We start from the raw sequence: 884 nt of genomic DNA, 5'->3' as shown, positions 1-884 counted from the left end.
CCTAGTCAGTATCGTCAAACTTTTACTTAAAAATATATGGTATGGATTGAATTTTGATGTGATGGCGAACTGACGTTTGTTTTTAATAAATAGGGTAGTTGAAAATTAACTCAAGCCTTCTTTAAAGTTAGCTGTCTAATTTTCATTTTGAATGTGAAGTGAGCGAATTGCTAGATACACTGCCATAGCTTGGATTTAGTCGTGATTATTGATATTGTTAAGCTTGGTTGTTTATTGTTCAAATAGTTGAATATTATTAAGTTTCAACAATTTAGTTAGCTAAAGTGTTGGCCCATCAGTCTGACTACCGTACAATGAAGATCCGCGTAAAATTAGCTAGCATGGATCATGAGTTATCAAGTATTAGCACGTAAATGGCGTCCACAAAACTTTATTGAACTTGCAGGTCAAGATCATGTTCTTCAAGCTCTGGTTAATGCGCTTAAGCAACAGAGGCTTCATCACGCTTATTTGTTTACAGGCACACGAGGTGTCGGTAAAACCACAATAGCGCGTATTTTTGCAAAATGCTTAAACTGCGAAACGAATGGTATTTCTCCTGAGCCTTGTGGCGCATGTGGCAGTTGTGTCGAAATAGCTGAAGGAAGGTTTGTTGACTTAATTGAAGTCGATGCGGCCTCTCGAACAAATGTTGAAGACACTCGGGAGTTATTAGAAAACGTACAATATACTCCGACTCGAGGGCGCTTTAAGGTTTATCTAATCGATGAAGTGCACATGTTGTCGACTCACTCCTTTAACACTTTATTAATAACGCTTGAAGAACCGCCTGCTCATGTGCAATTCCTGTTAGCAACGACTGATCCTCAAAAACTACCTGTTACTATTTTATCTCGATGTCTGCAGTTTAATTTGAAAAACAT

Annotated in this window: 1 protein-coding gene; it reads left to right on the top strand. The window is 37.9% G+C overall.

From position 1 onward, the window contains the following. Positions 1 to 348: 348 nt before the first annotated feature. Positions 349 to 884: DNA polymerase III subunit gamma/tau (dnaX, locus tag OA79_RS17740; RefSeq protein WP_063334549.1), on the top strand; the 536-nt coding region annotated here is incomplete at its 3' end.

It is taken from the genome of Marinomonas sp. TW1, assembly GCF_001625355.1.
In the GTDB taxonomy this organism is placed as follows: domain Bacteria; phylum Pseudomonadota; class Gammaproteobacteria; order Pseudomonadales; family Marinomonadaceae; genus Marinomonas.
The sequence above is the reverse complement of the archived record's forward strand: the minus strand, read 5'-3'. Positions and strand labels throughout refer to the sequence as shown.